The organism is Arthrobacter sp. 24S4-2, assembly GCF_005280255.1.
Taxonomy (GTDB): Bacteria; Actinomycetota; Actinomycetes; order Actinomycetales; family Micrococcaceae; genus Arthrobacter.
Map to the genome: position 1 here is coordinate 782,068 of NZ_CP040018.1, position 23,258 is coordinate 805,325.

Here is a 23,258-nt window from a genome sequence, read left to right on the forward strand (position 1 = left end):
ATGCGGCAGGTGCGGACGACGAATGGGCCCGGGAGACGACGTGAAGACTTTGGCTGACCGTATTACCGACCGGTGGGGCCGGTGGGTGGTTCCCTACGCGGCGCTCTGGATCACCATGCTGATTGGCGGCGTGATCGTCGTGACGCTGGCGTTCCTCGGTGCCGAAGTCTACGACAACGTGGTGGACAAGGCCGGGCTCGCCAACCTGGACAAGCCTGCGCTGGCGCTGTCTGAGGACCTGCGGACGCCCTGGCTCAATTCCGCCGTCACTGCCTTCACCAATATTGGCGGCGGAATCGGCATGCCGATCGTCGGCAGCATCCTGACGGCGTGGCTGACGTGGGCAGGGCGCACCTGGCGGCCCCTCGTCCTGGTGGGCGGCGCTGCGGCTGCTTCGGTCACTGCAACCACCTTTGGCAAGAAGCTCTTTGGCCGCACCCGCCCGGACCATGCCGACGCTGTTCCGCCTTACGAAGATTCGCCGTCGTTCCCCAGCGGGCACACGCTTAACACCACGGTGGTGATCGGGCTGGTGGTGTACCTGGCGTGCCTGCAGATCCAGCGGACCGTTGCGCGGGTGTCCATGATCACGGCGGGTTCGATTTTCATCATCGCCATGGGCCTGAGCAGGGTATTCCTCGGCCATCACTGGCTGACGGATGTCATCGCCGGGTGGCTCCTTGGCCTCGCCTGGGTGGGCATCGTGATCCTGGCGCACCGGCTCTTCCATGTCATGAGGCACCGGGAGCACGCCGGGCCTGCACCGACATTTGACCATCCGGTGCTGCGGGATGAGCCGGGCACTCATCACGGGCGGCAAACCCACGGATCGCCGGGCCGGGACTCCAGCCCCGGGTGATAGTTTTGACCCATGCGCACACTCGTCGTGGACCACCCGCTGGTCGCCCACAAGCTCACCGTCCTGCGGGATAAGAACACCCCTTCCCCGGTCTTCCGCCAGCTCACCGAGGAACTGGTCACCCTCCTCGCCTACGAGGCGACCCGCGACGTCCGCACCCAGCCGGTCACCATCGAGACGCCGGTCAGCACCACCATCGGCACGGCGTTCACCAAGCCCACGCCGCTGGTGGTTCCCATTCTCCGTGCAGGCCTCGGCATGCTCGAGGGCATGACCAAGCTGGTCCCCACCGCCGAGGTCGGTTTCCTGGGTATGGCCCGCGATGAGGAAAGCCTCGAAATCATCACCTACGCAGAGCGCCTCCCCGAGGACCTGACGGACCGGCAGATCTTCGTCCTGGATCCCATGCTGGCCACCGGCGGCACGCTGCGCGAAGCCATCAAGTTCCTGTTCAAGCGTGGCGCCTCCGACGTCACGTGCATCTGCCTGCTGGCCGCGCCGGAGGGGCTGGCCAAGCTGCAGGAAGAGCTCTCGGACGCAAACGTCACGATCGTCCTGGCCTCCATCGACGAGAAGCTCAACGAGAAGTCCTACATTGTGCCCGGCCTGGGCGACGCCGGAGACCGCCTGTACGGCATCGCCGGCTAGCAGGGGCGCCGGCTAAGCCGGCAAGAAGCGATTGCCCCCTTCCGGTTTCCGGCGGCCCCGGCTAGCCTGTGGCCCATGGACTGGAAACTTGAACTTGTGTTTGTCCCCGTGTCCGATGTGGACCGCGCCAAGGACTTCTACGTCAACAAGGTGGGCTTCAACGCCGACTACGACGAGCGGCCCATGGACGGCATCCGCTTCGTCCAGCTGACCCCGCCGGGCTCGGCCTGTTCGATCGCCATTGGGGAGGGCCTGAACGACGCCCCTCCCGGCACGGCCCCGAGCCTGCAGATCGTGGTCAGTGACATTCAGGCCGCGCACAAGCAGCTCAAGGACAACGGCGTGGACGTCAGCGACGTCGACGTCCAGGACTGGGGACACTTCGTCCATTTTGCCGATCCCGACGGCAACAAATGGGCCATCCAGTACCTTCCCCAGCGCCCGAACGGCTAAGTCACAAAGATTCTTCGCCGCCACTGCGTGGGGCAGGATGGAGGCATGAACCTACCTGCCGACGCAGCCCCCACCGCTTCCGCTGCTCCGGGCGCGACTGTCCTGACTGCCCGGGCAGTCCTGTTCGACATGGACGGCACGCTGGTTGATTCCACCGCCGTTGTGGAGCAGGTGTGGGGCGAGTTCGCGACCCGCTACGGCCTGGACATCGCCGAGATCCTCCGGACCTCGCACGGTGTCCAGGCCGGTGACACGGTGCGGCGTTTTGCGCCTTCCGGGGCCGACGTCGTGGCCCTCACAGCGGAACTCGGCGCCATGGAACGGGTCCGGACAGAGGGCATTGTGGCGTTGCCCGGAGCGGCCGACGTGCTGGGCAGCCTCCCGGCGGATGCGGTGGCGCTGGTGACATCCGCAGACCGGGTCCTGGCCGATATCCGCATGGAAGCCGCCGGTCTGGCCATGCCTGACACGGCCGTTACAGGGGACCTTGTCACCCGCGGCAAGCCCCATCCGGAAGGCTACTTGCGTGCTGCGGCGCTGCTGGGCGTCGAGCCCGAAGATGCCCTGGTGTTTGAAGATGCCCCCGCCGGCATCGCCGCCGGGCTTGCCGCCGGCATCCGGACCGTCGCCGTCGGGCCCAACACCGGTGAGCTGCCGGACGGCGTCCTGCACATTGCCGACTACTCCACGGTCACCGTGACCACATACGTTGACAACGCCGGCGTGACGGCGATTTCCTTCCGCTTCTGAGGCCCAAAGCGGCAGCCTGTCGGCTACTGTCAGTGCAGAGGGCTGACGCTATCTGGGGGATAGGATGACCGAGGTTCCGATTGATGGCGCCAGAGGCACGGTTGCACTGCGCGACGGTGTCCTGCATGTGCAATGGATTCCAGGCTTGGCCATCTCCGAGGATGCCGCGCACGCCGTGATGTGGGCCGTGAACCAGTTGAGCAGCGGGCGCCCTTATCCGATGCTGGTGGATATGGCAGAGTCGGCGTCCATGAGCCGCGGAGCACGGCGGGTCTTCGCCCTTCCCAGCAGCGTGACCAGGGTGGCTCTTCTCGGATCCTCTCCGGTGGACCGGGCAATGGCCAATTTCTTCCTCAGCCTCAACGCCCCGGCGGCGCCCACCAGGTACTTCACCAGCCCGGAGGAAGCCATGACGTGGCTCCGGAACCCTTAGGGGCCGGAACACTTAACGGCCGGGTTCCTGGACGCCCCGCGTCAGGGCGCCTGCTGCGCGAGATCGTACAGGGTGGTGCCGCCCACGGTCTGGGCTTCGAAGCTGGCTTCCACCCAGGCGGCTATTTGCGCGGCGGCGTCCGAACCCGTTTCACCCTGCATGATGCGGCCGCCGATGAAGTAGTGGATCTTCCCCTCCGCCACCAGCTGCTGAAACTCCGCCAGGGTGGGTGACGGGTCCGTGCCGTTGAAGCCGCCCACCGCCATCACCGGAAGTTCTGTTGCCAGCTGATAGCCGGCAGCATTGTTCGAACCCACGACGGCGGCGGCCCAGGTGTAGTTGTCCGCCCCGGACTTGAGCGCGGCCACCGCAGCGTCCGTCGGCGCGGCGGCCCCGAGCAGGCCTCCCATCCCGGCGCCGGTGTTTCGGCCCTGCCGAGCCGGCCCTGCGGGGATGTTTTGGCCGCCCAGCAGGGATCCTCCCCGGCCGATGTTCGTGAAAGCCCCGGTGCGTGCGTCGGTTGGGCCGGCGCTGACAATTGCCCCGCTGTGGGCGGTCGCCGCGGTGGACAGCGAGAAGGCCAGCGGGCCGGCGAGTGAGGCCGCGACGGCGAGGGCCGCCGTCGTGCGCTGCAGTGTCCGACGCAGCCGGAGCTGGAGCCGGAGCCCGCCGGCCGCGGCGGAAAGCACCAGCACGCCGGCGCCTCCGGATCCCAGGAGCACAACCCACCGGAGCCACGGCACAAAGGATGCTGACCGGCCCAGGAGTTCGAAGGCCATCATCCCGGCCACCATAATGGCCGCCGCCAGCGGCACCGCTGCCACCAGCCTTGCCCGGTGCTGCCACAGGAGCACCCCGCCCAGGCCGGCGAGGCCGGCTATTCCGGGAGCCAGCGCCACCATGTAGTACGGGTGGATGATCCCTGCCATGAAGCTGAACGTGAGGCCGGTGACCACCACCCAACTGCCCCAAAACACCACGGACGCACGGACGGCATCGGTCCGCGGAGCACGCCGCCCCAGCCAGAGCAAAGCGCCACCCAGCACCAGCACAGAGGGGAGCAGCCAGGAGATCTGACCGCCGAATTCGCTGTTGAACAGGCGGAGCAACCCCGGGACGCCCCAGCCGTTGCCGCCGCCCACGCTTCCTGTTTCGTCGCCGGTCAGCCGGCCCAGTCCGTTGTAACCGAGGGTCAGTTCAAGGACGGAGTTTGATTGTGAACCGCCGATGTAGGGACGGGCGTCTTCGGGGACGAGCTCGACGACGGCCAGCCACCACCCCGCCGACACCGCCAAGGCTGCTCCCGCGCCCAGCAGGTGGAGCAACCGCCTGCCAAGGCTGGCCGGGGCTGCCAACAGGTACGCGACGGCGAGGCCCGGGACCACCAGCAGGACCTGGAGCTGCTTCGTCAGGAACCCGAAGCCCAGCAGCACACCGGCCAGAAGGAGGTAGCGGAACCGTGCCTCCTGGATGGAGCGCAGGACGGCGTAGGCAGCCGCCGTCATGAGCAGGACCAGCAGCGCGTCCGGGTTGTTGAAACGGAACATCAGCACGGCCACGGGCGTAAGGGCCATCACGGCGCCTGCCAGCAGGCCTGCCCGGTGGGCCAGCAGCCCGTCACCGGTGGCGGGGACCGCGGCGCGGCGAACCGCGAGGTAGACAAGCCACACCGTGGCCACGCCCATGAGCGCCTGGGGGACCAGGATGCTCCAGGAATTCAACCCGAACAGCCGCACCGACAAGCCCGTGATCCAGAGCGCGGCCGGAGGCTTGTCCACGGTGATGGAGTTGGCGGCGTCCGAGGATCCGAAGAACCAGGCGGTCCAATCCTGCGAACCGGCCTGGGCCGCGGCCGAATAGAACGCGTTGGCCCACCCGGAGGCGCCAAGATTCCACAAATACAGGATTCCGGTGGCCAGTAGCATGGCTCCGAGTTCCAGCCGCGGACGCGTAACGGCAGCGGCTGGACTCTGTACCCGGGGGAGTGGTCCTGTCATGATCGCCTACTGGACCAGCTTGTAGACAGTGGTGCTTCCGACTGTCTGCGCCTGGAAGTTGTCGGCCACCCAGGTTGCTACTTCCGAGCTGCCTCCCCGGCCCCCGCCCATACCTCCGCCCATACCTCCGCCGGAGATGAAGTATCCGATTTCTCCGCGGTCCACCATGTCCTGGAACTGGGCCAGCGTCGGGTACGGATCGCCGCCGTTCCAGCCGCCCAGGGCAATCACGCTGGTGCCGGAAGCCAGCTCCAGGTTCGCGGCCTGGGAGGCGCCGGAAACAATGGCGGACCACTTGGCGCCGGAGGACTTCAGCAGCTCCGTGAGCTCCGTACTGGCGGCGGTTTCCCCGCCCATGCCGCCGCCCATTCCGCCCGTGCCCAAGGCGACGCCCAGTCCGCCAAAGTCGCCGCCCGGGCCGCCCATCGCGGAAGCTGTCGGTCCGGACGTGGGGATGGAACCGGAATGCGGCTGGGACGCCGTCGCAACGGTCCATGCCGCGGTTCCCAAACCGCCGGCCAGCAGGGACGTCACCACCACTCCCACCGCGGCAGCCTTGCGGAGCCTGGCCGGAACGCCGTGGGAATCCAGGCGAAGCACCAGCGCCAGCGCGCCGAGGACGCCAAGAATCACCACAACGACCCGCAGCCACGGCAGCCAGGATGCCTGCCGCCCCAGCAGCACGGCCGACCATGCCGAGCTGGCCAGGACGGTGGCTGCCAGCACAAGCCGCGCGGACCAGTAGGCTCGCCCCCGCGACAGTTCCACGGAGCCGATGCCCACGAGCGCCGCGATGGCCGGTGCCAGAGCCACGGCGTAGTAGGGGTGGACGGTGCCGCCCATGAAGCTCAGGATTCCTGCGGTGACCAGGAGCCACCCGCCCCAGAGCAACAACGACGCCCGCGTCCTGGACGTCCGGGCCTCGCGGCGGGTGAACCAGAGGCCTGCGGCCAGGAGGATCAGGGCCGCCGGCAGGAGCCAGGACACTTCGCCGCCAAAGCTCGTGCCGAACATCCGCGTGATGCCCGCTGTTCCGCCGAAGCCCACGTTCCCGCCCATCCCGTCGCCGCCGGGCATGCCTCCGCCGGGCATGCCGCCAGGCATTCCACCACCGGGCATGCCGCCGCCGGATCCGGTGATCCGGCCGAGCCCGTTGTAGCCGAAGGTTAGCTCCAGGAAACTGTTGTTCTCCGAGCCGGCCATATACGGGCGGGCCGAAGCGGGCGTCAGCTGGAAAAGAGCGATGTAGCTGCCGGCCACCACGGCGATGCCTGCGGCGGCGCCGAGCAGGTGGAGGATCCGGCGCCGCAGCGTTGCCGGGGCCGCCCACAGGTAGGCGAGGCCCAGGCCCGGCACAATCAGGAATCCCTGCAGCATCTTGGTCAGGAACGCCAGACCAATCACGGCACCTGCCGCCACGAGCCATTTCCAGCCGGCCTTTTCGATGGCGCGGATGGTCAGGTAGGCGGCCAGCACCAGGCAGAGCGTGAGCATGGCGTCCGGATTGTTGAACCGGAACATCAGGGCCGCCACCGGCGTCAGCGCCAGGGCGCCGCCGGCAAGGAGGCCCGCCGCGGGGCCGGACACACGCTTGACGGCCAGGTATAGAAGCCCGACGGCGGCGACTCCCATGAGTGCCTGCGGCACCAGCATGCTCAGCGCGGAGAAGCCGAAGATCCGCCCGGACAGGGCCGGGATCCAGAGTGCTGCCGGAGGCTTGTCCACCGTGATCGCATTGCCGGCGTCAAGGGAGCCAAACAGCAGTGCGGTCCAGTCCTTGGTGCCGGCCTGTATCGCGGCGGCATAGAAGGAGTTGGCATACCCTGTGGCTTGCAGGTTCCACAGGTACAGGGCACCGGTGAGCACCAGCAGCAGCGCCGCCGATGGCCTCACCCAGCGCGCCTGGTTTCCGAAGAGCAGCCGGCGTGCGCGGTCTCCGGAGCCGTATTGCCGGAGGGTTCTGCGCGCGATGACGCCTGACCGCGCCTGTTGGCTCTCTGTCGTCTGGGCAGGGGAAGCAGCGGTGGCGGTCATGACTGTGCCGTTTCTGTGTTGGCCGCGTTGACGGCGGGATCTTCGGGGGCGTTGGTCGTGGCCGCGCCTGGGGCTGCAACCCCGGCTTCGGCCCCGGTGGGCGAGTCCCCGGTGGGCGAGTCCCCGGTGGGCGAGGCCCCGGATTGCGGGGCCTCGGACGGCGACGCCGCAGGCGGCGCGGCCGTACGGCCGTGCCGGAAGACCCAAAGGCGGAACAGCAGGAACTTCAGGGCGGTGGCGGCCAGGTTCGCCGCTGTCACCGTGGCGATCTCCAGCCACCGCTCCGGTGCGGTCGCTGAACTGCCGTGCACCAGCGCCAGCGCCCCTGAGGTCAGTGCCAGCCCGATGCCGAACACAATCAGGCCTTCGAAGTGGTGGCGGGCAACGCCGGCGCCGCCCTGGATGCCGAACGTGAAGCGGCGGTTGGCGGCCGTGTTGGCCACAGCCGTGACCAGGAGTGCCACGAAGTTGGCCAGCTGCGGATCCATCACACTCCGGCACAGCAGGAAGATGAACGCGTAGGCCACCGTGGAAACCGCGCCGATCGCGCCGAACCGGACCAGCTGGCCGAACAGGCTGGCGCTCCGGCTTCTTTCCTGGCTGCGGGAGGCCGCGGGCACCGGCCCCCGGGCCAGGGCTGCCCGGAGCTCGGGCACGGGAATGCGCCCGGAAACCAGGTCCTTACTGAGGCGGGCCATGCCGCGCAGGTCAGCGAGGGCGGTCTGCACGATGTCCACACTGGAATTGGGGTCGTCGGTCCAGTCCACCGGGACCTCATGGACGCGGAGTCCGCATTTCTCTGCCAGCACCAGCAGCTCGGTGTCAAAGAACCAGGCGTTGTCCAGGGTGTGCGGAAGGATCTGTTGGGCAACGTCCGCGCGGATGGCCTTGAAACCACATTGCGCGTCGCTGAAATGGGCGCCCATGAGTGAATGCAGCAGGAAGTTGTAGCCGCGGGAAATGAACTCCCGCTTGGGTCCGCGGATCACCCGGGAACTGCGCGTCAGCCGTGTTCCGATCGCCAGGTCCGAATGCCCGGAGATCAGCGGTGCGAGCAGGGGGCCCAATGCGGCGAGGTCGGTGGACAGGTCCACGTCCATGTAGGCCAGCACGGGTGACGGGGACGCCAGCCATACCCTGCGCAGGGCGTTGCCCCGGCCTTTCTCCGCCAGGTGGATCACTGTCACCTCGCGCAGCTCCCGGGCCACCCGCTCGGCGGCCTGAAGCGTGGAGTCTGTGCTGGCGTTGTCGGCCACGGTGATCCGGAACGTGTGCGGAAATGTGTTGCTGAGGCAGGCGTGCAGACGCCGCAGGCACTGCTCCAGGTCCCGTTCCTCGTTGTACACCGGGATGGTCACGTCCAGAACGGGGGCGGCCGTCCCGGCCCGGGCTGCCATCCTCGTATCGATGGGGGACCGGCGGGTACTTCCCGCCGCAAACAACGCCGGCGGGATGCCTGTTGCGGCGTGAGCTTCGGCCACTGCTGGCGGTTGCTGCAGGGTTCCTGTGGCTTGGTCTGTGAGCGTCATGATTCAAGAGTGACGCCGGCTCATATGAGGGATTTAGGCCCAAGCTGTGCAGGGGCTGTGGAACTTGGGTTACCCGGCCAACGCCCGGCCAGCGCCCTGCCGGAACCCTGCCGGAAACGCCGAATGGCCCCGAATCACGTGGATTCGAGGCCCTCGGTTGCCAACAGAGCGGGAATGCGCCCCGCTTAGTACCAGTTGTTGGCGAGGTGGAAGTCCAGGGCGCCACAGGGGGAGCCGTAACGCTCCTTGACGTAGTTCAGGCCCCAGTTGATCTGGGTGCGGAAGTTGGTCAGGTAGTCCCCGCCCGCGCTCGCCATTTTTTCGGCCGGCAGCGACTGGACGATGCCGTACGCGCCGCTGCTGGCGTTCGTGGCCGTTGTCTTCCAGTCGGATTCCTTGGTCCACAGCGCGTTGAGGCACTGCATCTGGTCCGCGGCCCAGCCGTAGCCGCCAAGCTGGGAGGCCGCGTACTCCTGTGCGCCGGCGGGATCGTCAACCGCAACCGGCGGGGCAGGGGCCGGGGCAGGTTCCGCGGCCGGCGCAGGAGCAGGAGCCGCAGCAGGTGCCGGTGCCGGTGCTTCATGTGCCTTTTCAGCGGCCGGCTTGTCGGCTGACTGCGGCGCCACTGTGACGGAGGACGGGGCGGGCATGGCGGAGACCAGCACCTTTTCGAACGCGAGCTTGGACTCGACGTCGGAGGTGGCAGCGGTACTTCCGGCCGACGCTGCGGCGGTCACGGAGGAAACAGGCTCGGAAGCCTGGCCGGCGGCGCCGACACCGATGAGCACGGCGCACGCGGTGGCCACCACCGCCGCCCGCTTGCCGGAGCCTTGCAGGCCTGCGGCAATCCGGGACAGCGGGGACGTTGTTTTGGCTGATGCGGCGCGGTGGCGCGAACGTTTAACGGGCGCCGCGGACTCCCGTGAAGCGCGCGCTGGACGTACTTCTGGCGTGGATTTAGTCATGATTGCCTCTCGATGCCGGCGGAGTTAGCTGTCGGGTTCGGATGAGGTCATCCGGCCGCACGGAACTTCACGTGTCGGCTTCACCCCAAGGGCGGCTGATGCAGAATGCCCGGAGACCTGGGTCCCCCGCCTCTGCCTGATCAGGAGGAAATCCGGGAAGCGGCAGAGTTTGGCGTCCATCCCGGTATGCGGCCGGAACGGTGGCCGCACTCCAAAAACCGTACAGGAGGTCGGAGCTTAAGTCACATTTGGATAACGGAGATCACAACGGCGGCGCGTTGACTTGCGTCCAGCGCACAGGAACGTCGCGAAGCGGAACCGCAGAATCAGTGCCGAACAAGGAACGGTCCGGCCGGTGCTGTTGGGCACCGGCCGGACCGTGGGTCAAAACTGCGTCAGGAGCTTAGGCCACGGACCGTTCACCGGGAAGCCGGAGTGCGAACTCGGTGCGGCCAGGGCGGGACGTGACCTCGACAGTGCCGCCGTGGGCTTCCATGATCGACTGCACGATCGACAGGCCCAGCCCGCTGGTCCCTTCCGCGGCCGCCGCTCCCGCGGCGGCAGTACCGGATGCTGAGCCTTCCGGGCCGGTGCGTGCTGCGTCCGCCCGGGCAAAACGGGCAAAAACCCTGCCCACGAATTCGGGCGGGATCCCCCCGCCGTTGTCCGTCACGGTCACCACGGCACTGCCGTCAGCGGAACGCATGACGCCCGTGACCACAGTGGTCCCGGGACCGGTGTGCTTGCGGGCGTTGGAGAGGAGGTTGGCCAGCACCTGGTGCAGCTGCTTGGAATCGCCGCGGACAACCACCGGCTCCTCGGGCAGTTCCAGCTGCCAGATGCGGTCCGGCGCCATGACTTTCTCATCGCTGACGGTTTCCACCACCAGCTGGGTCAGGTCCACATCGCTGAGCTTGAGGGGCTGGCCTTCGTCCAGCCGGGCCAGCAGCAGGAGATCCTCCACCAGGGTGGTCATGCGTTCGGACTGGCTCTGCACCCGCGCCAGCGATTTCTTGCCGTCCGGTGTGAAGTCCTCGGTCATCCGCATGAGTTCGGTATAGCCGCGGATGGCGGTGAGCGGCGTGCGCAGTTCATGTGAGGCGTCCGCCACGAACTGGCGGACCTTGGTCTCGCTCTGCTGCCGGGCCTCGAGCGCCTTGGACACGTTGTCCAGCATGAGGTTGAGTGCATGGCCCACGCTGCCCACTTCAGTTCCGGGATGGGCGTTCGACGGCGGTACGCGCACTGCGAGAGCCACTTCACCGGCGTCGAGCGGCAGTTTCGAAACCTGCGTGGCGACTTCCGAGAGCTGCTCCAGCGGCTTCATGGTGCGGCGGATGAGCACGGTGCCGGCCAGACCGATGAGCACCAGCCCGCCGAACGACACAACCACCATGGTCCACACCAGTGAATTGAGGGTGTTCTGTTTTGCGGCGAGGGGAAGCCCGGTAACGATCACGTCGCCGTAGGGCGCCTCAACGGCCACCAGGCGGTAGGAACCGGTGGACAGGGTGCGGTCCACCGGATTTCCGTCATGGCGGAGGTCCAGGAGGATCTGGTCGTCTTCCGGGGACAGCGATGCCGGGGTTGCGTCGTTGGCGAGGAACCCGGCGCTGCTGACGTTGCCATTGTTGATGCGGGCTATGAGGGTTCCGATGCCTTGGCCCCTGCCCTCCAGCGGGTCCGGCCCGGGGCCGTTCGGATTGCCGAGCCGTGGCCGCCCTGCCTCGCTCGAGAGCCTTGATGCTTGGCCCAGGCGCTCGTCGAGCTGACGGGTCAGGAAGGAGTCCATGGACGCGTAGCTGAACAGGCCGATGGCGCCGCAGATGGCCACGAGCAGGGCCATCGCCACAAGCACCAGCCGGGTGCGCAGGTGCCAGGTTGAGGGATCCAGCCAGCGGCGGCCGTCCTTGCGGATTTCGCCGGAAAGTGTGGGCACCGCTCAATCCGCCGGTTTGATGACGTAGCCCGCGCCGCGGACTGTGTGGATCATGGGCGGGTGCGTGGCATCCACCTTCTTGCGCAGGTAGGAGATGTACAGCTCCACGATGTTTGCCTGGCCGCCGAAGTCGTAGTCCCACACGCGGTCCAGGATCTGTGCCTTGCTGACCACGCGCTTGGGGTTCTCCATCAGGTAGCGGAGGAGCTCGAACTGGGTGGCTGTCAGCTGCAGTTCTTCGCCGGCACGGGTCACCTCCCTGGTGTCCACGTTGAGGACGAGGTCGCCCACCACCAGCTCGGCGGTGTCCATGGCGGCCACACCGGAACGCTGGACCAGCCGGTGCAGGCGCAGGAGCACTTCCTCCATGCTGAACGGTTTGGTCACGTAGTCGTCCCCGCCGGCCGCGAGGCCCAGAATACGGTCCTGGACGGCATCCTTGGCCGTCAGGAAGAGCGCCGGTACTTCCGGCGCGAAGGCGCGGATCCTGCTGAGCAGCTCTACGCCGTCGAACCCTGGCAGCATCACGTCCAGCACCAGGACGTCGGGGCGGAAGTCCCTGGCGAGTTTCACGGCCGCCGGGCCGTCCCCGGCGACGGCAACGGACCAGCCTGCCATCCGCAGCCCCATGCTCATGAGCTCGGAGAGGCTTGGTTCGTCGTCAACCACCAGGGCGCGGATGGGGGAGCCGTCCGGGTGGGTGAGCTGGGGAAGGTTGTTAGTCATGGAGTGCGAAGTGGCCATGGTACAACTCTCCGATCTGCGGTTTAGCCGGCGCTATGGGGATCCTGTGGGCCGGCTGTGAATCCCAGCCTAGCGAGCTGGACGCCCGGCGGGCCTACCTCCGGCGGTTCGGCGTGGGTTTCCTTCCCGGCCGGCCGGTTCCAGCGCGGCGAGCTCACAGGCGGCCCTGTTGCCCCGCACAGCCCATGCACAGGAACGGTTCGGAGTCTGGAGTGGACAGAGTCACCCCGCTCAAAGGAGTACGCGATGAATAGCGACAACAACCGGCCGGTTCCCCCAAACCCCGAAGGCACGCCCGAAGGCCAGCAACCCCCGGCAAATGCCGGATGGGGAGCGCCGCCGTCGGCCAATGCCCCTGAACCGCAGCCGACAGACCCCCTGGCGACGCACAACTTGCCGGCGGCGGGGTGGGGGTCAACCCGTCCCTCCGGCGGCTGGGGCGCACCGGCCTCCGCTGGATCATTCCCTGCTGGGTCGTTTTCCGCGAAAGGGCCGGACGGTCGTTCAAAGCCCTGGACCAGGAAGCGTGGACTGGTAGTGGCCGGTGCCGCGGCAGTTCTCGCCGGCGGGGCCGGTGTGGGAGTTTACGCCTTGACGTCGGGCGCCGCAGCAGCGGAGACTGCGACGGACGGTCAGGCCCTGCCGGGAACGGCGCCGGGCGCCCGTGGCGGCACGCAGGGCGGCTTTGCCGGCGGGATGCCCGCCCAGGGCGGTCCGGGCAACTTCGCCCCGGGCGGACTGGGAGGCATGGGGAGCGGGGTGTCGGCCGCGGTTCACTCCGAATATGTTGTCCTTCAGGACGGCGCCTACGTCACCAAAGTTGAGCAGCAGGGAACAGTCGCTGAGGTCAGCTCGGACTCCGTGACTGTCAAGAGCACGGACGGGTTCAGCCGCACCTATTCGCTGGGTTCGGATGTGGTGGTGAGCAATGTGCAGCAAAGGCGTCAACAGGCCGGCGGAACGTCAACCAGCCAGCTGACCGTGGCGGACATCGTCTCCGGAGCCACGGTCAGGATCGTGGCAGGTAAGGACTCCAACGGCTTCCCGGCCGAGTCCGTTCAGCTCGTGGCGGCGACGCTTACCGGCCAGTCCAACTGAACTGGCGGGGGCTCAAGGAGACAATTTTTCCGTGAAGCCCGGCCAGGGGCTGGACATCCGCGCCGAGGAGTTTTGGCTATTTCAGCTATTCCATACATGCTGATTTTTTGCGCGAGAAACCGCTGTTTGGAAGAATAATATTCGGAATACGGCAGAATCCGATCGATCGTTCTGAAAAACACTTGTTATTTTATTGTCAATTCAGAATCGTGATTTAGGCCACATTGCGGGATTTCATCTCACGATGCGGACGATAGCGTCCATTGTTACTTGCAAGTTGTCATTGTTACGTTGCACACTTCAATTGTGAACAAGAACTCAACAGCACCTGCAGCCGCAGAATCCTGGACCAGCCCACCCGCTGGCGAAGACATGCGCTGTTGTCGAATGCACGCCTAACTTCCCCACCCCCGAGAAGTTTTTAGGCATTCGCCCCAAGCCCAGCGTCGGGCGCCCCTCCCCAGATTTCATTGCGGGGAAAGCCAGCATTCGAGCCGCGATGACGGCCATTCACATTGAGGTAAGCATTCCATGTCAGTTGCATCTGGATACGTCCACATCTCCGTCCGAAACGCCAACAAGGGTGGCCAGCCTTCAGGCCTCCGCCAGGGATTCGGCGCCCGCCCGGCGTTTGCCCCGGCAGCGCCGAACAGCAGCTTCCCGGCCCCCGGCTACGCGCCGCAGGGCTACAACCCCAATTCGTATGGCCAGTTGCGTGCCGTCCCTGCCGCCGAAGCCCCGCAGACGGCACCCACGCCCGTGATTGCACCTGCCAACGGAAGCGCAGTACGACCGGTCGCGAATGAAAACGTGGCCCGTGGATTCGTGCTCTACATGGGCATCGACGAGGAAACGGCCGCAGCAGCAGGCACCTCCATTGCCAAGCTTGCCCAGGAAATCCGCGCCTATGCGCAGTCCCTCGTCAACGGTGCGGAAAGCTACGCGGCAGTGGCGGTAGCCCCCGCCAGCGCCCCGGGTTCCGCGCTCGACGTCGTCCGGTCCACCTTCGGTGACCCCACCGTGTCCCGCCAGCGCACGGAGGCCTCCCGCCTGCCGCAGCCGCAGGACCCCCGGCCCTCCGGCGTCCTCATCGACCTTGCCCGCCGCGAGGTGCACCTCGACGGCGAATCCCTGAACCTGACGTTCAAGGAATTCGAACTCCTCAACTACCTCGTGGAAAACGGCACCCGCACCGTGGGCCGCGACGAACTGCTCGAAGGCCTGTGGCGCAACGCCGAAGAAGTGCCCAACGAGCGCACCATCGACGTCCACATCCGCCGGCTCCGCTCCAAGCTGGGACGCCTCGCCAACACGGTCCGCACGGTCCGCGGCCAGGGCTACCGGTTCTACGAGCACCCGGAAGTTGTGGTCTGGGCCGCTCCGGAATACTCCATCTAGTCCTTAACTCCGCGCAAAGCGCCTGTCCCCTTGTTGGGGACGGGCGCTTTCGCTTTCGCGGTCCTTTCGGGCGCCGCGCTTCAAGCGGCGGGCTCTTGGCGTATGTGCCTCCGCGGCTGATGGGTGTTGGTGGGGAGGGCTTCGGCTTCGGTGCGGTCCTATGACCCTGTTGGTGCGGGGTGGGGCGGCGTAGTCTCTGATCGTCCATCCGACCATCAGGAGGAGCTATGTCTGTTGCACGCATTACCACCCTGAGCGCTAACTCGAAGACCTCGTTTGATGATGCCATCAAGGAAGGCATCGACCGGGCCAACAAGACGCTTCGGGGTGTCACGGGCGCGTGGGTGAAGGAACAGAAGGTCGAAATCGCGGACGGCGCCGTCGTTGCCTGGCACGTGGTGCTCGAAGTGACGTTTGTACTGGAGGGCTAAACCTCGTGCAGGGCGGCCGTGACCTGAGGGGCAGGGCCGCCGCACTAGGATTGGTGCATGAGCGAGCATCACATCAGGCGCCTGGTCCTCATGCGGCACTCCAAGGCAGACTGGCCCGGGGGTGTGCCCGATCATGAGCGCCCGCTGGAGGAACGCGGGCACCGTGAGGCTCCGCTGGCCGGCAAATGGCTGCGCAAGCATGGGGTGATTCCTGATTTCATCCTGTGTTCCAGTGCGCTGCGCACCCGCCAGACGTGCACCTGGGTCTGCTCGGAACTGGGGGACAAAGCCCCAACCCCAAAGCTCGAGGACGGACTGTACGGAGCGTCCGCGCTGCGCATGCTGGCCGTCATCAACCATGTGCCTGACACCGTGACCACACTGATGGTGATCTCCCACATGCCCGGCGTCCAGGATCTCGCTATGCACCTGGCGTCACGCGATTCCAACCACGATGCCTACATGGACGCCGCCACAAGGTTTCCCACCAGCGGGCTGAGTGTCCTGGAAACCGAAAAGACGTGGGCCGAACTGGACGGCCAGGACGCCCGCCTGACGCATTTCAAGGTGCCGCGCGCGCACTAAGGGAGCCCGTTGCAGCACCTGCCGTTGGCCGGGGCTTTGTGCCGCGCCGCCCGGGCCGCCGTTCCATGGTCACGAGTGGGTTTGTGATGTTTACTGGAGATATTCGTCAGCGGCCCAGGTTAGAGGAGATCATCGTGGACTCAGGACAGCTCGTGGGGATCATCATCGGCATCATAGTAGTGGCGGCGATCGTAGCGGCGGTGCTGTTCTTCAACCGCAAGCGCAAGACGGACGCGGACCGGAACAGGGCCGCCGAAATGCGCGAGAAAGCCAAGGCCGACGAGCTCGGCGCCCGCGACCGCGAGGCCAAGGCGGCACGCTCCGAGGCTGATGCCAAACAGGCCGAGGTTGAGGCCGAGCGGCTGCGCCGGGACGCCCACGAAAAGCAGCAGGAAGCGGAGCGCGTGCGCGTCGCTTCGCAGGATCAGCTCCGGAAGGCGGATGAGGTGGATCCGGACGTTGTCACCTCCGACCGCCACGATGCCGACACCCACGACGAGAACGTGCCTCCCCAGACCCGTGCGGAAGCAGGCACCCGCGGACGCGGTGACGCTGCCCCGGGTACCGCTGAACCGGGAACCGCTGCCCCGGGTACCGTAGCGCCGGGAGCTGCTGAACCCGGCTCCACTACCCACCATGACGCTGTCCCTGACCACCATGACGCCGTCCCGGACCGTCCCGGCCCCGACGGGGCTCCCGGGGAACGCCCGCGGAACCTTTGAGCGGCCGGCCATCGCGCCTGAATCCCTGGACCGGCAGCGCCGGGCATGAACCTTCGCCATTCCGCCCTGGCGGTTCTCGTCGCGATCCTCTGGGGCGCAAACTTCGTCGCGATTGACATCGGGCTGCACGCCAACGGCGCCGAAGTTCCGCCGCTGCTTTTCGTGGCCATGCGCTTTGTTCTCGTTGTCATCCCGTGGATTTTTTTCATCCGCAGGCCGGACGTCAGCTGGCGGGCCATCCTCGGCGTCGGCCTGTTCATGAGCGCCGGACAGTTCGGTCTCCTGTACCTCGCCATGGCGCTGGGAATGCCTGCGGGGCTCGCCTCACTGGTCCTGCAGGCGCAGGTGCTGCTCACAGTCCTGCTGGCTGCCGGAATCCTGGGTGAACGTCCCAGCGGCAGGCAGTTCGCCGGTGTTGTCCTCGGGGTGGCGGGCCTCGCTGTGGTGGCGGTGGGCCGGAGCATGGTGGCTCCCGTCCTTCCGCTGATCATCGTGCTGGCGGCCGCGCTGTCCTGGGCCGCCGGCAATATTGTCGCCCGCCAGGCCAGGGCCGCTTCCGGCCTGGGCCTCGTGGTGTGGTCAGGCGCGGTGGTTCCGCTGCCCCTGATCGGACTGTCGCTGCTGATCGACGGGCCGGCTGCCGTAGGGGGCGCACTGGCTGAGCTGCAGCCGGTCACTGTCCTGAGCGCCATCTACACGGCGTTTCTCGGGTCCCTGGTGGGCTACGGAATCTGGAACCGGCTCCTGGGCATCTACCCGTCCTCAGCAGTAGTCCCGTTTACGCTGCTGGTCCCGGTGGTTGGCATGGCGACGGCGTGGCTGGTCCTGGGCGAGGCCCCGTCACTGGCAGAGGTGGCCGGTGGGCTCCTGCTGCTGGGCGGGGTGGCCACTGCCGTGCTGCGGCCGGGCCGCCAAGGGGCCACTCCGGGCCAGCGCCGATGGCACGCTCAGCGCCGGGATGTGGCTTTTGCCGGCGACTTGGGCCCTGGTTTGGGTACCGATTTTGGTGCCGCAGATTTAGGTGCCGCCGATTTGGCGGCCGGCCGGGACACGCGCGGTGCGGTGGCCTTGACGGAGGACGACGCCGGTGCGGGCCGCTTGGCGGCCGGTACCCGCGTGGCACCGGACCTCGACGCCGGCACGCGCCCGTAAGCTGCTCCGGACGCCCGCCGGGAGGCCTGCCGGACCGCGGGCCGCCGTGCGGGGCCGGCAGGTTGACGCCGGCCGGCCCCGTTGCGGTTGCCGGACCTGATCCGCTTGCCTGCCGGCCACACGGCGCCGGCGAACAGGACCAGCAGCGTTCCCACGCCGGAAACAGCCGCGAGGTAGAAATAGATGTCGGAGTCCATGGTTGTCACGGCCGTGCCCAGCGAATCCGGCTCCGCCGTGAAGGCCAGCCCCCACATGCGCAGGAAGGCGATGGCGAAACCGATGAACAGGCTGGTTCCCGCGCCTCCCGCAAGCAGGGCCAGGTTGCGTCCCCGGGCCACCACCTGGACGACGCAGGCAAGGTACCCAACGGCCAGGGTCCCGAGGAACGCGAACAGCGCCGCCTCTTCAAGCGTGATCGCGGTGAGCACCAGAAGGCCGGCGGCTACGAAAGCCGCAACGATGGCTAGCTTCCCGCTGTTACCCATGTGGCGCATGTGACTAATCTTCCCCGACGCGGGCTACTTCCTGACGTAGCCACGCATGATTGCCATAATGGCGGCCACGCTCTGCTCGCGTGTGCGTTCGGGGTTGTATGTCTGGCGATCCAGGCCCACCACGAAGCACGCGCCGAAGATGGCCGTTTCCAGGCTGCCCTGCGAGATGGATTCATCAACGTCGTAGCGTCCGGCCACACCCTCAATGGCAGCGCCGATCACTTCCAGCAGACGGCCACGGAGCTCGGCAAAGGTGTCCTGCCATTCGCTGGGGGTCCGCCAGTTCTCGCTGACCCACAGCCTGGCGAACGACGGGTACTCTGCCATGAAGTCCATCGCCTGGCCGATCATTTCGTCCATGGCGGCCAGCGGGTCCGCGGAGGAGTCCTTCACGCTCAGCAGCCGGGCCAGCAGGATGTCCACGCCGTGGCGCAGCAGCTGGGCGATCAGATCGGACTTGCTGCCGAAGTTGTAATAGACGGTTCCCTTGGAAACGCCCGCTGCCGCCGCGATCTCGTCCACCGTGACCCCGGCCGCGCCGCGTTCACCAATGAGCTCCATGGAGGCTTCGAACAGCTTCTGCTTGGTGGCGTTCGTGCGGGCGGGGCGGAGCTTCTTTTCGCCGGCATCCTGCGTGGTCATACGGCGATCTCCGGTTTCAGGGACTTCAGGGTCCAGAACTTGTGCTTGTGGACCGCCAGCGTTGAGAGTGCGGCCCCCAGCACAGTGTAGCCAAGCAGGCCCGCCACGGTGGGCAGGATCATGGACAGGTCCGCACCGTAGATCAGGTGCCGCATCCCGGTAACCACGTAGCCCATGGGGAGGACCTCATGCACCACGTGCAGGGGCTGCGGTGTGGTCTGCCACGGGAATGTGCCGCCCGAGGACACCAGCTGGAGCACCAGCAGGATCAGCACCACCAGCTTCCCCGGCGAACCAAGCAACGCCACAATGCCCTGGATCAGGGCACTGAAGGCCATGGCCGCCGCCAGCATGAACAGCCACATCAGTACGGGGTGCGCGGGGTTGAGGCCCAGCGCCAGGTCCACTACGAGGGTGAGCAGGCTCGCCTGGACCACGGAGACCGCCAGGAACGGCAGCCAGCCGCCGATTGCGATCTTCCAGGACGGCGCGTTGGACGCCAACGCCCGCTGCGTAACGGGCCGCATGGCCTGGATGAGCATGAAGATGCCGATCCACATTGCCAACGTGAGGAAGAACGGGGCCAGCCCGGCACCGTAGGAGCCGGCCTTGGCCTGCGAGACGTTGCTGACGGCCACCGGATCGGACATCACCTTGGCGAGGCTGCTCTTCTGCGCATCGTCGGGGTTGGGTACCTTCCCGGCTCCCGTGGCCAGCTCCGAGGCCAGGGTGCCTGCTCCGCTGGCGGCCGTTGCCGCGCCGTCCTCAAGCTGCGCCGCGCCGTCGTCGAGCGTGCGGGCACCTTCCGCGAGCCTGGCGGTGCCGTCAACGGCATTTTGCTCGCCGCCGGCCAGGGTGGAGGTTCCGGCGTGGAGCTGGTCCGCGCCGGCGGATGCCTGGGAGATGGCGCCCGTCAGGGCTGGAGTGGCCGCCGCCAGTTTGGCGGCACCTGCGCTCACGGCGGCCGAACCGTCTGCGAGCTGCTGGATCTGGGCGGCGTCGGTCTGGATCTTCGTTTTGGCGTCGGCCACCGGGCCGGAGGCAGCAGCCTTGTCAAAGTCAGCCAGGATGCTGTCCGCCTGCGCCTGCGTGATGATCCCGGCGGTCATCAACCTGCCGTTGGACTCCACCACGCGGTTCCTGAGGCCCTGGTCCGCCGCGTTGAGCTGTCCGACGACGTCCTGCACTTTGGTGTTCAGTGCGGCGTTCCCGGCGGCTACCTGCGCCGCGCCGTCGGCCAGCTTTTGTGAGTCGGCCGGCAGGGAGGCCGTCTTGTCCTTGAGCTGCCCGAGTCCGTCGCTGAGCTGTGCCGCGCCGGCGTCCAGTTGGTTGGCGCCGTCGCGCAGTTTGACCTGGCCGGCGTAGAGCTCGCCGGCGCCGCTGCTGAGCTGCGTTGTGCCGTTATGCAGGGTCACGGTGCCGTCGTGGAGTTTGCCCACGCCGTCGGAAAGCTGGCCTGCGCCGTCCGCTGCCTTGACCATCTGGGTGTGGATGGTCCCGAAGCCGGTGAGCAGCTGGTTGGCGGTCTCCTCGCCCACTTCCTTGGCCACGCTGGAATGAACGGCCGTTGTCAGCTTGTCCACGATGGTGCTGAGCAGGTAGTTGTTGGCGTCGTTCGTGGTCACGTTCAGCATGGCCTGGTTCGCGGCGTCGAAGCTGCCGGGGGAGGCCAGGTTGGCGGAGAAATCCTTGGGAATCTTGAGGGCAAAGGCGTACTTGCCGCTGCTGACGCCCTGATCGGCCTGCTCGGCGGAGTCCACGGGCTGCCAGTTGAAAACGTGCCCTTCCACCAGGCTGTCCGCAACATCCTGGCCGGCCTGGAGCCGCGTTCCGTCGCTGGACGTGGCGCCGGTATCCTCCACCACCAGCGCGGCGTCAATCTGGTCGAGGTTGCTGTACGGATCCCAGTTGGCGTACAGGTACACGGCGCCGTACAGCAGCGGCACCATGGTCAGGGCAATGATGGTCAGCTTGGGCAGCAGCCCGCCGGTCATGCGCTTGAGTTCGGAGCGGGCCAGCCGCAGCACAGTCACTTTGCGTCCTCTGTTTCGGGGGTCGGGGCAGGGGTGCCCGCGGTTTCAGGGGCCGCCGCGGCGGCTGTTGCGTCTGCCGTCCGGGGGCGGCGTTGCCGATCACCACTGCCGGGCCGGTCCAGTTGTCCGGGAGGGCAGCAACGGTGGCGACGACGGCGAGCGGCCGGCCGCCGTCGTACGCCAGTTCCTCAAGGCGCGGCAGCCAGTCCGCGGAGTCCGCGCTGTGCCGGTCGGGAGAGTCAATCACCAGCAGGTCGGTGTCCGGGTTGGCGAGCGAGAGTGCCGTGAGCAGTTCGATGCGGCGGGCCGGGGCGAGCTGCTCCGTCCAAAGCCCGGCGATGTCCTCAAACCGGTTGACTTTGAGCCACGGCTTGCTGAGCAGGGCTCCGCGGTAGCGGCGGGGGATCAGGGCAAGGTCCTCAGTGACCAGGTCGCGGACGCTCAGGTGCTGTTCCGGCTCGTTGACTCCCGGGGCGTCCACCAGGGCAGCGGCGAGCCGGAGCCGGTTGGTCTTCTCCTGGCCGTCCCAGAGCAGCTGGCCGGACGACGGTTTCATCCGACCGCTCAAGGTCAGTGCCAGGGCGGTCCGCTGGTCCTGGCGGTTGCCGGAGACCAGCACGAGTTCGCCGCGCCGTGCCTGGAGCGAGGTGGGCGGGAGCAGATCATCCCGCCGGCCCTTCACGTGGAGCTGTTGAACCGAGAGCATTGGAGCCTTTCGCAGAGCTTGTCTGCATCAAGGCTAACTAAACTGACCAGTCAGTTCAAATAGAATCGGGTGGATGTGACCAAACAGTCAGAGGCCGTACTTCTCCAGCAGCCGCAGCCAGACTTCGCTGATGGTGGGGTAGGACGGCACGGCGTGCCAGAGCCGGTCCAGGGGAACCTGGCCCACGACGGCGATCGTGGCGGCGTGCAGGAGTTCGGCGACGCCGGGCCCGGCGAAGGTGGCGCCGAGCAGCACTTTCCGGTCTTCGTCCACCACCAGCTGCGCCCAGCCTTCGTAGTGCTCGGAATGCAGTGAGGAGCCGGACACATTGATGGGAAGTTCCACCGATGAGACGTTGTAGCCGTCCTTCCCGGCCTGGCTGACCGACCGGCCGACGCTGGCCAGCTCGGGATCCGTGAACACCACGTTGGGGACGGCGTGCTCATTGGCCGTCTGCGCGAAGCGGCTCCATGGCGCCGGCGTGCCTTTGAGTTCGCCCTTGGCCCGCGCCACGATGGCATCTCCGGTGGCCCGCGCCGAGTACTTGCCCTGGTGGGTGAGCATGACCTGGCCGGCGGCGTCCCCGACCAGGTAGAGCCACTGGCCGCCGTTCTGGCTCTGGTCCTGGTTCCCGGCCGGACCGGCGACCAAGCCCGTGCTGTCCGTACGCAGCGACGGTGCCTTGCCGTCTGTGGGGCCAAAACCGACGCTTTCCACTCCCAGCCCTGCCAGGGCCGCGCGGCGGCCGGTGGCTACGAGGAGTTTTTCGGCCCTGATACTGTCGCCGTCCGCCAGATCCACGGTGAAGGAGCCGTCGTTCTGGCTAATCCGCTCGGTGCCGGTGTTGAGGCGCACGTCCACGCCGTCCGCCCGGAGCCCCGCCAGCACAAGTTTCGCCGCCTCTGCGGGGTACATGCTGAGCAGCTCGCCGCGCGCCACGAGTGTCACGGCTGAACCGAGCCGCGCAAAGGCCTGCGCCAGCTCTGTGCCCGCAACTCCGCCACCCAGGACCGCCAGGCTGTGCGGCACGGTGCGCGCGGAGGTGGCTTCGCGGGTGGTCCAGTACTGCAGCCCGTCCAGGCCCGGTACGGGCGGGGCGGTGGGAGCGGATCCGGTGGCGAGTACGACGGCCTGCCGCGCCGAAACGACGTAGGTGACGCCGTCCAGCCCCGTCACTTCGACGGCCCGCGGCCCCGTGATGCGCCCGCGGCCGCGGATCAGCCCGATCCCCGCCTCCTCCACCCACTTGGCCTGGCCGTCGTCCTGCCAGTTGGCGGTGAAGTAGTCCCGGCGTTTGAGCACGGCCTCCGAATCCAGGGTGCGGGTCACGGCTTCCTCCGCGCCGGGCACTGTCTGTGCGCCATGCAGGGCGGTGCCGGGTCGCAGCAGCGCCTTGGAGGGCATGCATGCCCAGTAGGAGCATTCGCCGCCCACCAGTTCCGCCTCTACGAGCACCGCGGTCAGGCCGCCGCGGACCACGCGGTCCGCGACGTTTTCACCCACGGCGCCGGCGCCGATCACAATGACATCGAATTCGCGTTCAATTTTCGCCGACATGGCAACAGACTACGCCCGGCATCTACGGACCCGGGGCGGCAAGCGGCCCGGGAGATTGGGCGTGGGAGCTTAACAGAAGGTGGGACATC

At 67.3% G+C, this 23,258-nt stretch carries 22 protein-coding genes and 1 riboswitch; of the genes, 12 read left to right on the top strand and 10 right to left on the bottom strand.

All coding sequences use genetic code 11. From position 1 onward, the window contains the following. Positions 1-115 precede the first annotated feature (115 nt). The 5 genes from FCN77_RS03765 to FCN77_RS03785 all read left to right on the top strand — a co-directional run bounded on the left by FCN77_RS03765 (position 116) and on the right by FCN77_RS03785 (position 3,143). Positions 116-859 (top strand): phosphatase PAP2 family protein, encoded by a 744-nt coding sequence (locus tag FCN77_RS03765; protein ID WP_254678988.1) that lies wholly within the window; start codon positions 116-118, stop codon positions 857-859. A 12-nt stretch (positions 860-871) separates the two neighbouring features. After that, complete coding sequence (upp, locus tag FCN77_RS03770; protein ID WP_137321183.1) at positions 872-1,507, top strand: uracil phosphoribosyltransferase; 636 nt, start codon at positions 872-874, stop codon at positions 1,505-1,507. Between the two features lie 75 nt (positions 1,508-1,582). Then, positions 1,583-1,960 (top strand): glyoxalase superfamily protein, encoded by a 378-nt coding sequence (locus FCN77_RS03775; RefSeq protein WP_137321184.1) that lies wholly within the window; start codon positions 1,583-1,585, stop codon positions 1,958-1,960. A 45-nt stretch (positions 1,961-2,005) separates the two neighbouring features. Then, positions 2,006-2,710, top strand: a complete 705-nt coding sequence (locus FCN77_RS03780; RefSeq protein ID WP_137321185.1) for an HAD-IA family hydrolase — start codon at positions 2,006-2,008, stop codon at positions 2,708-2,710. Between the two features lie 64 nt (positions 2,711-2,774). Further along, positions 2,775-3,143, top strand: a complete 369-nt coding sequence (locus FCN77_RS03785; RefSeq protein ID WP_137321186.1) for an STAS/SEC14 domain-containing protein — start codon at positions 2,775-2,777, stop codon at positions 3,141-3,143. Between the two features lie 41 nt (positions 3,144-3,184). Here FCN77_RS03785 and FCN77_RS03790 read toward each other — a convergent pair whose 3' ends face one another. The 6 genes from FCN77_RS03790 to FCN77_RS03815 form a co-directional block, all read right to left on the bottom strand. Next, a complete protein-coding gene (locus FCN77_RS03790) occupies positions 3,185-5,140 on the bottom strand; it encodes a glycosyltransferase family 39 protein (protein ID WP_137321187.1) in 1,956 nt (651 codons plus the stop codon). A gap of 6 nt (positions 5,141-5,146) precedes the next feature. Next, entirely contained in the window at positions 5,147-7,174 is a 2,028-nt protein-coding gene (locus FCN77_RS03795; RefSeq protein WP_137321188.1) for a glycosyltransferase family 39 protein, read from the bottom strand. Next, complete coding sequence (locus FCN77_RS03800) at positions 7,171-8,703, bottom strand: bifunctional glycosyltransferase family 2/GtrA family protein (protein WP_254678836.1); 1,533 nt, start codon at positions 8,701-8,703, stop codon at positions 7,171-7,173. The genes FCN77_RS03795 and FCN77_RS03800 overlap by 4 nt, the downstream gene beginning before the upstream one ends. Positions 8,704-8,888: 185 nt before the next feature. Next, a complete protein-coding gene (locus tag FCN77_RS03805; protein WP_137321189.1) occupies positions 8,889-9,668 on the bottom strand; it encodes a hypothetical protein in 780 nt (259 codons plus the stop codon). Then, positions 9,668-9,843, bottom strand: a riboswitch (cyclic di-AMP (ydaO/yuaA leader). (Overlaps the previous gene by 1 nt.) Before the next feature lie 228 nt (positions 9,844-10,071). Continuing rightward, complete coding sequence (locus FCN77_RS03810; RefSeq protein WP_137321190.1) at positions 10,072-11,607, bottom strand: HAMP domain-containing sensor histidine kinase; 1,536 nt, start codon at positions 11,605-11,607, stop codon at positions 10,072-10,074. A gap of 3 nt (positions 11,608-11,610) precedes the next feature. Next, on the bottom strand, positions 11,611-12,351 hold the full coding sequence (locus tag FCN77_RS03815) for a response regulator transcription factor (protein ID WP_137321191.1): 741 nt from the start codon (positions 12,349-12,351) through the stop codon (positions 11,611-11,613). 246 nt (positions 12,352-12,597) lie between these two features. Between FCN77_RS03815 and FCN77_RS03820 the strand changes: the two genes are divergently transcribed. The 7 genes from FCN77_RS03820 to FCN77_RS03850 all read left to right on the top strand — a co-directional run bounded on the left by FCN77_RS03820 (position 12,598) and on the right by FCN77_RS03850 (position 18,204). Then, positions 12,598-13,449, top strand: a complete 852-nt coding sequence (locus tag FCN77_RS03820; RefSeq protein ID WP_254678837.1) for a hypothetical protein — start codon at positions 12,598-12,600, stop codon at positions 13,447-13,449. Positions 13,450-13,980: 531 nt separating this feature from the next. Beyond that, positions 13,981-14,847 carry a winged helix-turn-helix domain-containing protein gene (locus FCN77_RS03825; protein ID WP_137321192.1) on the top strand — a complete coding sequence of 289 codons (867 nt, stop codon included), beginning with the start codon at positions 13,981-13,983 and terminating at the stop codon, positions 14,845-14,847. Between the two features lie 227 nt (positions 14,848-15,074). After that, complete coding sequence (locus FCN77_RS03830; RefSeq protein ID WP_137321193.1) at positions 15,075-15,278, top strand: dodecin family protein; 204 nt, start codon at positions 15,075-15,077, stop codon at positions 15,276-15,278. Positions 15,279-15,335: 57 nt separating this feature from the next. Further along, the gene (locus FCN77_RS03835) at positions 15,336-15,863 is read left to right on the top strand and encodes a histidine phosphatase family protein (RefSeq protein WP_137321194.1); all 528 of its coding nucleotides are present in this window, start codon (positions 15,336-15,338) and stop codon (positions 15,861-15,863) included. 134 nt (positions 15,864-15,997) lie between these two features. Beyond that, entirely contained in the window at positions 15,998-16,585 is a 588-nt protein-coding gene (locus FCN77_RS03840; RefSeq protein WP_254678838.1) for a hypothetical protein, read from the top strand. A gap of 45 nt (positions 16,586-16,630) precedes the next feature. Beyond that, positions 16,631-17,737 carry an EamA family transporter gene (locus FCN77_RS03845; protein ID WP_137321195.1) on the top strand — a complete coding sequence of 369 codons (1,107 nt, stop codon included), beginning with the start codon at positions 16,631-16,633 and terminating at the stop codon, positions 17,735-17,737. 62 nt (positions 17,738-17,799) lie between these two features. Continuing rightward, positions 17,800-18,204, top strand: coding sequence for a hypothetical protein (locus FCN77_RS03850; RefSeq protein ID WP_137321196.1), 405 nt, complete (start codon positions 17,800-17,802; stop codon positions 18,202-18,204). Between the two features lie 51 nt (positions 18,205-18,255). Here FCN77_RS03850 and FCN77_RS03855 read toward each other — a convergent pair whose 3' ends face one another. The 4 genes from FCN77_RS03855 to FCN77_RS03870 form a co-directional block, all read right to left on the bottom strand. Continuing rightward, on the bottom strand, positions 18,256-18,873 hold the full coding sequence (locus FCN77_RS03855; protein WP_137321197.1) for a TetR/AcrR family transcriptional regulator: 618 nt from the start codon (positions 18,871-18,873) through the stop codon (positions 18,256-18,258). After that, positions 18,870-20,867 (bottom strand): YhgE/Pip domain-containing protein, encoded by a 1,998-nt coding sequence (locus tag FCN77_RS03860; RefSeq protein WP_254678989.1) that lies wholly within the window; start codon positions 20,865-20,867, stop codon positions 18,870-18,872. Before FCN77_RS03860 ends, FCN77_RS03855 begins: the two co-directional genes overlap by 4 nt. Beyond that, positions 20,749-21,612: an ABC transporter ATP-binding protein gene (locus tag FCN77_RS03865; protein ID WP_254678839.1), complete on the bottom strand. Its 864-nt coding sequence runs from the start codon at positions 21,610-21,612 to the stop codon at positions 20,749-20,751. The genes FCN77_RS03860 and FCN77_RS03865 overlap by 119 nt, the downstream gene beginning before the upstream one ends. 87 nt (positions 21,613-21,699) lie before the next feature. Beyond that, the gene (locus FCN77_RS03870) at positions 21,700-23,169 is read right to left on the bottom strand and encodes an NAD(P)/FAD-dependent oxidoreductase (RefSeq protein WP_137321199.1); all 1,470 of its coding nucleotides are present in this window, start codon (positions 23,167-23,169) and stop codon (positions 21,700-21,702) included. Positions 23,170-23,258 lie beyond the last annotated feature (89 nt).

Excerpts from the sequence above, each read along its gene's own strand:
- FCN77_RS03830 (WP_137321193.1), top strand. The coding sequence starts at position 15,075 with ATGTCTGTTGCACGCATTACCACCCTGAGCGCTAACTCGAAGACCTCG.
- FCN77_RS03865 (WP_254678839.1), bottom strand. The coding sequence starts at position 21,612 with ATGCTCTCGGTTCAACAGCTCCACGTGAAGGGCCGGCGGGATGATCTG.
- FCN77_RS03800 (WP_254678836.1), bottom strand. The coding sequence starts at position 8,703 with ATGACGCTCACAGACCAAGCCACAGGAACCCTGCAGCAACCGCCAGCA.
- FCN77_RS03790 (WP_137321187.1), bottom strand. The coding sequence starts at position 5,140 with ATGACAGGACCACTCCCCCGGGTACAGAGTCCAGCCGCTGCCGTTACG.
- FCN77_RS03775 (WP_137321184.1), top strand. The coding sequence starts at position 1,583 with ATGGACTGGAAACTTGAACTTGTGTTTGTCCCCGTGTCCGATGTGGAC.
- FCN77_RS03815 (WP_137321191.1), bottom strand. The coding sequence starts at position 12,351 with ATGGCCACTTCGCACTCCATGACTAACAACCTTCCCCAGCTCACCCAC.
- FCN77_RS03845 (WP_137321195.1), top strand. The coding sequence starts at position 16,631 with ATGAACCTTCGCCATTCCGCCCTGGCGGTTCTCGTCGCGATCCTCTGG.
- FCN77_RS03820 (WP_254678837.1), top strand. The coding sequence starts at position 12,598 with ATGAATAGCGACAACAACCGGCCGGTTCCCCCAAACCCCGAAGGCACG.
- FCN77_RS03785 (WP_137321186.1), top strand. The coding sequence starts at position 2,775 with ATGACCGAGGTTCCGATTGATGGCGCCAGAGGCACGGTTGCACTGCGC.
- FCN77_RS03765 (WP_254678988.1), top strand. The coding sequence starts at position 116 with ATGCTGATTGGCGGCGTGATCGTCGTGACGCTGGCGTTCCTCGGTGCC.
- FCN77_RS03870 (WP_137321199.1), bottom strand. The coding sequence starts at position 23,169 with ATGTCGGCGAAAATTGAACGCGAATTCGATGTCATTGTGATCGGCGCC.
- FCN77_RS03860 (WP_254678989.1), bottom strand. The coding sequence starts at position 20,867 with ATGACCGGCGGGCTGCTGCCCAAGCTGACCATCATTGCCCTGACCATG.
- FCN77_RS03795 (WP_137321188.1), bottom strand. The coding sequence starts at position 7,174 with ATGACCGCCACCGCTGCTTCCCCTGCCCAGACGACAGAGAGCCAACAG.
- FCN77_RS03825 (WP_137321192.1), top strand. The coding sequence starts at position 13,981 with ATGTCAGTTGCATCTGGATACGTCCACATCTCCGTCCGAAACGCCAAC.
- FCN77_RS03780 (WP_137321185.1), top strand. The coding sequence starts at position 2,006 with ATGAACCTACCTGCCGACGCAGCCCCCACCGCTTCCGCTGCTCCGGGC.
- FCN77_RS03835 (WP_137321194.1), top strand. The coding sequence starts at position 15,336 with ATGAGCGAGCATCACATCAGGCGCCTGGTCCTCATGCGGCACTCCAAG.
- FCN77_RS03855 (WP_137321197.1), bottom strand. The coding sequence starts at position 18,873 with ATGACCACGCAGGATGCCGGCGAAAAGAAGCTCCGCCCCGCCCGCACG.
- upp (WP_137321183.1), top strand. The coding sequence starts at position 872 with ATGCGCACACTCGTCGTGGACCACCCGCTGGTCGCCCACAAGCTCACC.
- FCN77_RS03805 (WP_137321189.1), bottom strand. The coding sequence starts at position 9,668 with ATGACTAAATCCACGCCAGAAGTACGTCCAGCGCGCGCTTCACGGGAG.